Genomic DNA, 8821 nt, shown 5'->3' with positions numbered 1-8821 from the left:
GGAAATCTTTGGGTTCGATAAAATTCTCTCCTTTTCAGCTGATCGCGAATTTGTGGGCAAAGATTGGATCACTTATTTGTGTGACTTATTTGTGTGACAACAAGATCCCTTTTTTATCCGTATAAAAGACAATCCATTGGCCAACTTTGGCACCTCTAAAAAGCCTTTGAAGGATTTTTTACTCACCTAAATACGGACGAAAGCCGCCATCTGTATAACATGCTGGATGATCCTAGGGGGGGCCGTAGGTAAAAAGATTAAAGATGCGTACCTTGTCATTTGCCCAAGATAAAGACCGGGTACTAAACAAACAAAGATGGGACATTGAACGGCTGTTCAGAACTATGAAAACGCAAGGGGTCAACCTTGAAAATACCCATATGAAAGATTTGGGAAGACTTTCCAAACTTATGACCATTGTCGCTGTTGCTATTTTATACGCTTCTATAACGGGCCTTACACAAGAACACAAGGGGACTCAGGTGGATCAAAGATAAACTCTTATTCTTTGATTTCAGCGATCTTTTAAACTACCTGAAAAAAAGTGAGGGGGGAGTATGCTTTTTTTTAAGCTATAGCCTAATCTTTTTAACCAGTAACTAATTGTACCCCAAATTCTTGAGCAGCTTTTTTCAAGGTCATGTCTTGGGTTTCTTTGACGTACTTTTCAAGCTTTCCTAAAGTTCAATCTTTTTTTCTGAGCCAAGCACGCCTATTAGGAAAATAACAGCTTTTTTGTCTGTATTTTCTATGCCATTTTTCTATTCCACATGCCTATCGCCGATACACTTATTTTAAATGGTTGCGATGCTTCAATACCCCGCTCCCCCATAAGTGTTGAAAGTGGTTGAGATAGATATTATGAGTATAAAGTTTTAATTTTATAATGATGTATTGATATATGGTTAGAGAGACTAGGAAAACTTTACGATGTCAATAGATATAATAATAAAATCACCGGAGAATAACTATTCAAAGGTTTGCTGAGGTTAATACTCCTTGGCAAGAAAACTCGTTTAAGAATGTTAGAAAAGCTAATCAACCAAGGGTTTGGATCAATGCAAAGTGGCATTGAAGCAACATATAGTGGAATTTCAAAGCGGTTAAAAGTAATCAAATGGGAGTATTTTGAAGGAATATATAAAGATTTAGTGAGTAAGGTTGAGTATGAAATAGATTCAAAAGGAAGCAAGCACCTTCATAGATTTGATTCCACGATTATCAATTTATCAGGATAGATGGTGAAAGATGGTCTAAAAATAGGCGGTAAGCTTAATGATAGTCAAATCAAAGTAACTAGTAACTATAGGCCTAAAAGATACTCTACCTAGTAGCATTAGGTCTTTAGTTAAGGCTATAAATGAAGCAAAAATAGGGAACGAAGATGTGGTGTTATTTGATAGAGGAATAAGCAAGAGTACAAGTTATCGCGAATTTGAAGAGAAAGACTATAAATTTGTTACAAGGCTAACAATAGGTAGAAAATACAAAATTATATCAAAGAACGAGAGTAAATCCAATGTAAAAGAAGATATTATTATCAATTTTTACGATAAGCAGCATAAATGTATTGATACCAATTTAAGGGTAATCAAATTATTGAATAAGGAGGGGAATGAAATTTGGTTTTTAACTAATTTATTTGATATGCCAGCTCTTGATGTAACAGAGCTTTATAAGAGGAGATTGAATATAGAAGTATTTTTTAAATTTATCAAACAAAATCTTGGATATAAGCATTTTTTGAGTCATTCTTTAAATGGTATGAAAGTGTATATTTATATGATTCTGATTACAGCTTTATTATTTTTAATATACAAGGCTAGAAAGAAACTGCATGGCTTCAAAATTCCATTATTTCAATTTACATTAGATCTAGAGAAATCTTTTATTAAAACATTAATTATTATTTCAGGAGGGGATTTCAATGCTGTTAAACATTTATTTTGACACTTTCAACACTTATGCCCGCTCCCCCCTCATCTAAATACTCTATTGCCCTTTGTCTTAAATCGTTGCTGTAGCTCTTTGTCTCTTTCCTTTAATTGCACCTAATTCAACCTAAATTACTATAGTATCAGTGGATTTCAAAGCAACTTTGATAGACGGTTCTTATCACGACGTTGATTCAAACACCTTAACTTTTGAAATCGCAGGAAGAGCTGCTTTTAGAGAGGCAGCAGCAAAGGCAGGACCAAAAGTTTTAGAGCCCGTAATGAAAGTGGATGTCGTTACACCAGAAACCTACATGGGAGACTTAAATTCTCGCAGGGGGCAAGTATAAGGTATGGAAGATCAGGGGAACGCAAAAACAAATGAGCACCTTGTCATTTGCTCAAGATAAGGACCGGGTACTAAACAAACAAAGATGGGATATTGAACGGCTGTTCAGAACTATGAAAACGCAAGGGGTTACCCTTGAAAATACCCCTATGAAAGATTTGGGAAGACTTTCCAAACTTATCACGATTGTCGCTATTGCTATTTTATACGCTTCTATAACGGGCCTTACACAAGAACACAAGGGGACTCAGGTGGATCAAAGATAAACTCTTATTCTTTGATTTTAGCGATCTTTTAAACTACCTGAAAAAAAGTGAGGGCGAGTATGGTAGCAGACTCATTTTACTTTGCAGTTCGTCTTTGAAAAATTCTTTTTCCTTTTAACTATACTGAATGTATTTTTTGATTGCTCCTCTTATACTTTTTTGTTACGCAATTTCTGAAAAATTCGTCTCTTGCTCTGCCAATTGTTCTGCTCTTGCGTAAGTCATTAAAGCAGAAATAACCTCTTTTAATCCGTCTCCTTCCAAAATTTCAGGAAGTTGGTGAAGCGTTAATTTAATGCGATGATCAGTAAGACGTCCTTGAGGAAAATTGTAAGTGCGAATTCGTTCTGATCTGTCCCCTCTTCCCACTTGACGTTGACGAGACTGACTTCTTTTCATTTCTTCTTCTTGCTTTTTTGCATCATACAGCCTAGAACGCAACACTTTTAACGCTTTTGCTTTATTTTTATGCTGAGATTTTTCATCTTGCTGACTTACCACAATTCCGGTAGGAAGATGCGTAATACGTACAGCGCTGTCCGTAGTGTTTACAGATTGTCCGCCCGGACCGCTAGAGCGAAACACGTCAATACGAATATCTTTTTCGTCAATAACGATATCAACATCTTCTACTTCTGGTAAAACGGCAACAGTAGCAGCAGATGTATGAATACGTCCACTTGCTTCTGTTTTTGGTACACGCTGTACTCTATGCACTCCTGCTTCAAATTTAAGTTGAGCATATACATCCTTGCCTTGAATCAAAAGCCCAGCATCTTTGACACCTGCGTGATCGCTGTGATGAACATGCAACACCTCTACCTGCCATTTTTGTAATGCTCCGTAACGCATATACATTCGCATTAAATCTGCTGCAAACAATGCCGCCTCTTCTCCCCCCGTTCCTGCGCGAATCTCTAAAATTGCTCCTCGAGCATCATCTTCATCTTTAGGGAGCAAAAGAACGCGAATTTCATAACCTAATGCTTCTAAGGATTGACGTAAATTTTTTTTTTCTTCCTCTATCACTCCTTTCATTTCGTCATTTTCATCTTGAACCGTTAGCAAGTCGTCATATTCTTTTTGTATATGAAACCACTTGCGAACACACTCCACAAGAGGTGTCATCCGCGCATAATCTTTGTTCAATTTAATAGAATCTTGTAAAAACTGATCCTCTAGCAGCGCGTTTTCTAGACGTTCATAGCGTTCAAGAATTGCAGAAAGCGTTTGATGAGAAATACCGTGCATAACAAAAAATAAAATTATTCCCGCTTAAGACTACCACACAACGAAAAAAGATACCAGAAAGAAAGCTCTTATACCAAAATTAATATTTGATTAACTGATTTTTCTGATTCTCACTTGATAAAAAAGTCCGAAGTTCCGTACCTAGAATTGATTGAATTAACTACGCATAAAAAAACTGCGCAACAAGAAATTATTACACAAAAATCTATAAAAATCCATCCGTTAACAAATCTCCGTTGTTACTTTAAGAAATAAACTACCTTGATGTTTTGATCGCCCTCTTGTGCTAATTAAAGCTTTGTTCTAAAATCTGGCTAACTAGATAGAGTCTATGAGAAAAAGCATGAAAGTCAATTTAGAGGACATAAAGCAAGTTGCAAAACTCGCAAAAATTACTTTAACCCAAGAAGAAGTAAAGAATTTTTCTCACGAATTAAGCCGAGTATTTGAGTGGGTAGAACAACTAGAACGTCTTTGCCTTCAAGTTCATCAACAAGAACCAGAGCTAGCTTGCCCCATGGTGGATGATGTTCCGGAATGTCCTATTGATACTCACATTTTGTTATCGAATGCTCCAAAGCAGCGGAAAGAGCATTGTGTTGTGCCAAACGTTTTAGGAGATGTGTAGAATGAAGCATTCTGATATTTTATCCTTAACGTTATCTCAGGCAAAGCAAGAACTTTCTAATAAGAACATCTCAAGTGTAGAACTTACACAGTGCTATGTAGAACGCATGACTTCTTTAAATTCAACATATCATGCCTATATAACGTGTTGTGAAGATCTGGCCATAGATATGGCAAAAAAAAGCGACGCTCGCAGACAGAAGGGAAACTGTGGCATACTGGAAGGCATTCCTTTGGCAATAAAAGATGTATTTTGTACAAAAGGAGTGCGTACGACTTTTTCTTCTAAAATGATGCAAAATTTTGTTCCCGAATATTCTTCTACCGTTACGCAACGTTTAGAGCAATGCGGCGGGGTATTTCTTGGAAAAACCAATTTGGATGAATTTTGTATGGGATCGATGAATACGTATACTCTTACTAGTCCAGTTGCCAATCCTTGGAATACTTCTTGTGTATCAGGAGGGTCTTCCGGTGGCAGTGCTGCAGCCGTAGCTGCTGGAATGGCATTAGGGTCTGTGGGATCTGATACGGGGGGGTCTATCCGACAACCTGCTTCTTTTTGTGGAATTGTGGGAGTGCGCCCGACGTATGGTCGAGTCTCTCGTTATGGAATGGGGGCGTTTTCTTCTTCTTTGGATCAAGCAGGTCCTTTTGGACGTACAGTGGAAGATGCTGCACACATTTTTCAAGCCATTTGCGGTCATGATCCGAAAGATTCCACGAGTCGTGCTATAGCGCCCCCAGACGTATTATCTATCATAAGGCAATCTGTAAAAGGAATGAAAGTAGGAATTCCAAAAGAGTTTTACGAGGCTTCTTATCCAGAAGATATTCGCCGTTGCTGGGATAAAAGTCGTGAGATCTTAGAAGATGCGGGGTGTCAAACGAAAATGGTTTCTTTGCCTTATGTTTCTTTCTCCCTTCCTTGCTATTACCTTATCGTATGTGCAGAAGCTGCTTCCAATATGGCGCGTTACGATGGTGTAAAATACGGGGTGCGCTGCTTTGGCGAAACGTTAGAAGAAATGTACTGTGCTACGCGAAGCGCAGGATTCGGACCAGAAGTAAAACGTAGGATTATTATAGGAACATATATCTTGTCTCATGGAAATTATGATGCCTACTACGGAAAAGCAACGCGTATTAGGCACTTAATTCGGGATGATTTTGCACGGATTTTTCAAGATGTGGACATATTGTTGATGCCTACAACACCTACTACGACTTTTCCATTTTCTCAGGCTCCAAATGACCCAGTTACCGTTTATCTGAATGATGTATTAACAGTTCCGGTAAATGTCGGGGGAATTTGTGGAATTTCTGTTCCTTGCGGTGTTTCTGATAAAGGACTTCCTTTGGGAATTCAGATCTTGGCGCCTGCTTTTGAAGATGGGCGTTTGTTTCAATTTGGAAGTGTTCTAGAAAAAGGAAGCAATTTTCCTTTGCTCCCGTTTTTAGAAAAAAATAGCGCCTCTTGCAAAGAATAAAAATATTGAACAGGTATATTACGATTAATGTCAACCGAGAAAAATTATCTTTTTGGAAAGTATTAATTTTCGATAATCGCAAGTCTTTTAAGATTGTTTTTCTCTAAAAAACTACTGATGTTTGAAAAGTAGCATTAAATTTCCAGATCCTACTCGGCTTTGCCCGCCTAGAGCTGAAGGAAGGGCGTTAAGAGGATTTGCATCAGGCCCTAAAACGGAAAAAGGAAGATTCCAAGAAGAAAAATCTGCTAGTGTTGTGTATGGAGTGTTTTTTTTCAAATACTGTCTTTCTGTAATTTTTTGATTGTCTAAAGATATAGAGCATCGGTGTGCAAAACTTAGATTTTTCATGTTAGCAATAAAAAAAATATTAAAAAAATAAAAATTTCATATTGTTCTGTTTTTATTTTACTAATATAAATATACATATTTGTTTTTTATTTTTTATTAAGGGTGCGAAATTAAAGGGGATCTTTAACCAAAGATAGTATGATTGATTTTCAATGTTTTATTAACGTGAAGTGCCGCAAAAATACGCAGTGTTACCTCCAGCATTTCAAGTGATCATGTGTTTGCAAGGGGGGGGGGCGAAATCTTGCAAACCAATGGAAATGTCGAGCGTTATTTTGTTTAATAGAAAACGTTTTATCTTTACCTGAAATAGGCGGGAGCTTGGAATAATTTTATTAAAACCTGCCAAATGATCTCTGCAATAAAATAATAATCGTTCAAAAAGTCGTTTGAATGTTTGACTCGAGAGATCACCAAATTGCCAATAGATGAACCGTTTTCCAGCACGATCATAGAATTTAGAAATTCAAGCTTTAGAAATCCAAATTTTTTGCTTCTTTTTTTAAATATACCAAAATTTATCGACTTCCTTGACCATACTCCCCCTCACTTTTTTTCAGGTAGTTTAAAATATCTCTGAAATCAAAGAATAAGAGTTTATCTTTGATCCACCTGAGTCCCCTTGTGAAGTATGAATACAAAGATGAATAGAAAGGCGCTCTGACTGTTTTTTTGTAAGCACATTCTTGTGTAAGGGCCGTTATAAAAGCGTATAAAATAGCAACAGCGACAATGGTCATAAGTTTGGAAAGTCTTCCCAAATCTTTCATAGGGGTATTTTCAAGGTTAACCCCTTGCGTTTTCATAGTTCTGAACAGCCGTTCAATATCCCATCTTTGTTTGTTTAGTACCCGGTCTTTATCTTGAGCAAATGACAAGGTACGCATCTTTATCTTTTTACCTACGATACCCCCCCTAGGATCATCCAGCATGTTACAGATGGAGGCTTTCGTCCGTATTTAGGTGAGTAAAAAAATCCTTCAAAGGCTTTTTAGAAGTGCCGAAGTTGGCCAATGGATTATCTTTTATACGGATAAAAAAGGGATCTTATGGTCACACAAATAAGAGATCCAATCTTTGCCCACAAATTCGCGATCAGCTGAAAAGGAGAGAATTTTATCGAACCCAAAGATTTCCTTAAATTGGTTTACTCCAAAACAAAGAAAATGAAATCTTTCCAACTCTAACAGCTAGTACGAGGTAATTGATATTCTGCGTTCCAAACTTCCAATTGGCGCCATCGAGCATTAAATGCATTTTAGGAACTGGCTCCCAAATGCTTGATATCAAGGCTTTTGAGAAGAGTCCAGAATCAATTACTTGTCCTTTAAAAAAAACACCTGACGCGTTCAAGCTTGGATTTTATTGAAGGTGGAGCGTTCATCTTGTGGATCAGCGCAGGATGCTGAACCTTTCGCTGATCGATAAGTACGAAGGTTTTAAAAGTCTCTGCGCGGGAATCGTGAAAAGCTAATAGTTTTCTTATCTTATTTATTAAGGATGAAAGGTTCATTTGCATTAAACATTGTTGTTTATTTTTAATAAAATAGTCTATCTTTCGGGTCTTTTAAAGACCCTTCAAAAAAGTTAGGGGGAGTATGATCCATACCAAAACTTATTTCCGCCTGCTTGTCCTTTGCTGCACTCGGAAAAACTTCATTATTTAACTTATCAAACTTTTGCTTTCTTGCCTCGTCTCTTTCCTCTCATAAACTAGCTTTGGATATTAAATGACTTGCATCCACAAACGTAAGTACCTCACTCATATACCTTGCACTTCGTAGCTGATCTCTGAAAATTGCAAATATTTTTGACAACAGATTTGTTCCTATCTTCTTACGCATCCTGCTAAATACCCTGTGATCAGGTGTTGATTCTATTAAGCTAAAATCACAAAACCACTTCGCAGCATTGCTATCTGCAAGATACCTCTCAAGTTCACGATCAGACATATCTTCCATAAACTGTAGCACCAGACATTTAAATAACCGTAATACTCCGTATCTCTTCTAGTTAGCTTTACTTTCTACCGCTACACTTCATCCTTAACCTTATTAAAGCTGAATATTGATTTAAATTTCCTATACTGATGGTCCTTACTTACTAACTCTTCTAAACTTACCATTGTTATTTGCGTGCTCGACACTTCTTTCACCTTGCCTTGATTTTTTCCTTCTTATACCAAAAATTACCTTATCTCACAACTCTCCCATTATACCAAAATTCATTGACTTCCTTGACAATACCTTTGTCTTCTGGGGATGGCTAAATTTTGGCGCATAGCCTCCCAAGGTGCCCGCCCACTTCAAAACAGCGCTTGCGCTGACACCAAAACGCTGAGCAATTCGGTTCATTGAAAAGCCGCTTGCGTATAAAACAAGGGCTTGGAGCTTGTCTTTCTCAGGCACACCTCGTGAAATTTTTTCCACATTTTTTACATTTGTACCGCTGCCCCCCTCGAACAAAACCGATTTTAAAGCAATCTTAACGTTCACAAAATTTACATACAATCTTTTTGAGAGACTTTTAAAAGACATCCTTTACCAACTCTAA

The 8821-nt window shown here is 37.3% G+C and carries 12 protein-coding genes and 3 pseudogenes; 7 read left to right on the top strand and 8 right to left on the bottom strand.

The genetic code is table 11. From position 1 onward, the window contains the following. Positions 1-263 precede the first annotated feature (263 nt). The 5 genes and pseudogenes from HE1_RS00090 (at position 264) to HE1_RS00070 (ending at position 2549) form a co-directional block, all read left to right on the top strand. Positions 264-497, top strand: coding sequence for a transposase (locus HE1_RS00090; RefSeq protein ID WP_035543121.1), 234 nt, complete (start codon positions 264-266; stop codon positions 495-497). Positions 498-1022: 525 nt separating this feature from the next. Continuing rightward, the gene (locus HE1_RS00085) at positions 1023-1238 is read left to right on the top strand and encodes a hypothetical protein (protein WP_035543119.1); all 216 of its coding nucleotides are present in this window, start codon (positions 1023-1025) and stop codon (positions 1236-1238) included. A gap of 67 nt (positions 1239-1305) precedes the next feature. Then, a complete protein-coding gene (locus HE1_RS00080) occupies positions 1306-1950 on the top strand; it encodes a transposase (protein ID WP_084490758.1) in 645 nt (214 codons plus the stop codon). Between the two features lie 130 nt (positions 1951-2080). After that, positions 2081-2281 (top strand): annotated as a pseudogene (locus HE1_RS00075) (elongation factor G); the annotation flags it as partial. Then, the gene (locus HE1_RS00070; RefSeq protein WP_373279887.1) at positions 2262-2549 is read left to right on the top strand and encodes a transposase; all 288 of its coding nucleotides are present in this window, start codon (positions 2262-2264) and stop codon (positions 2547-2549) included. The pseudogene HE1_RS00075 and the gene HE1_RS00070, both read left to right, overlap by 20 nt. A gap of 162 nt (positions 2550-2711) precedes the next feature. Here the strand turns inward: HE1_RS00070 and prfA are convergent, their stop codons facing one another. Continuing rightward, a complete protein-coding gene (gene prfA, locus HE1_RS00065; RefSeq protein WP_035543107.1) occupies positions 2712-3800 on the bottom strand; it encodes a peptide chain release factor 1 in 1089 nt (362 codons plus the stop codon). A 343-nt stretch (positions 3801-4143) separates the two neighbouring features. Here prfA and gatC point away from each other — a divergent pair, with 343 nt between their 5' ends. After that, the gene (gatC, locus tag HE1_RS00060; protein ID WP_006300454.1) at positions 4144-4428 is read left to right on the top strand and encodes an Asp-tRNA(Asn)/Glu-tRNA(Gln) amidotransferase subunit GatC; all 285 of its coding nucleotides are present in this window, start codon (positions 4144-4146) and stop codon (positions 4426-4428) included. 1 nt (position 4429) lies between these two features. Further along, complete coding sequence (gene gatA / locus HE1_RS00055; RefSeq protein WP_006300456.1) at positions 4430-5917, top strand: Asp-tRNA(Asn)/Glu-tRNA(Gln) amidotransferase subunit GatA; 1488 nt, start codon at positions 4430-4432, stop codon at positions 5915-5917. Positions 5918-6028: 111 nt separating this feature from the next. On the opposite strand, the gene HE1_RS00050 is transcribed toward gatA, so the two are convergent. From HE1_RS00050 to HE1_RS06680, 7 genes and pseudogenes are all read right to left on the bottom strand, one after another. Then, a complete protein-coding gene (locus tag HE1_RS00050) occupies positions 6029-6268 on the bottom strand; it encodes a hypothetical protein (protein ID WP_035543101.1) in 240 nt (79 codons plus the stop codon). A 205-nt stretch (positions 6269-6473) separates the two neighbouring features. Beyond that, positions 6474-6617, bottom strand: a complete 144-nt coding sequence (locus HE1_RS09440) for a hypothetical protein (protein ID WP_242837154.1) — start codon at positions 6615-6617, stop codon at positions 6474-6476. A gap of 169 nt (positions 6618-6786) precedes the next feature. Then, positions 6787-7155, bottom strand: a complete 369-nt coding sequence (locus HE1_RS00045; protein WP_162531114.1) for a transposase — start codon at positions 7153-7155, stop codon at positions 6787-6789. Between the two features lie 250 nt (positions 7156-7405). Next, the gene (locus tag HE1_RS00040) at positions 7406-7621 is read right to left on the bottom strand and encodes a hypothetical protein (protein WP_035543096.1); all 216 of its coding nucleotides are present in this window, start codon (positions 7619-7621) and stop codon (positions 7406-7408) included. Continuing rightward, positions 7596-7787: a hypothetical protein gene (locus HE1_RS07790; protein ID WP_162480053.1), complete on the bottom strand. Its 192-nt coding sequence runs from the start codon at positions 7785-7787 to the stop codon at positions 7596-7598. The genes HE1_RS00040 and HE1_RS07790 overlap by 26 nt, the downstream gene beginning before the upstream one ends. 187 nt (positions 7788-7974) lie before the next feature. After that, positions 7975-8259, bottom strand: a pseudogene (locus tag HE1_RS10115) (transposase); the annotation flags it as partial. Positions 8260-8556: 297 nt separating this feature from the next. Beyond that, a pseudogene (locus tag HE1_RS06680) lies at positions 8557-8763 on the bottom strand (helix-turn-helix domain-containing protein); the annotation flags it as partial. Positions 8764-8821: the final 58 nt, after the last annotated feature.

This window comes from Holospora elegans E1 (assembly GCF_000648275.1).
Taxonomy (GTDB): domain Bacteria; phylum Pseudomonadota; class Alphaproteobacteria; order Holosporales; family Holosporaceae; genus Holospora; species Holospora undulata_A.
Note: the sequence above shows the minus strand (reverse complement) of the source record. Positions and strands in the feature narration are given on the sequence as shown.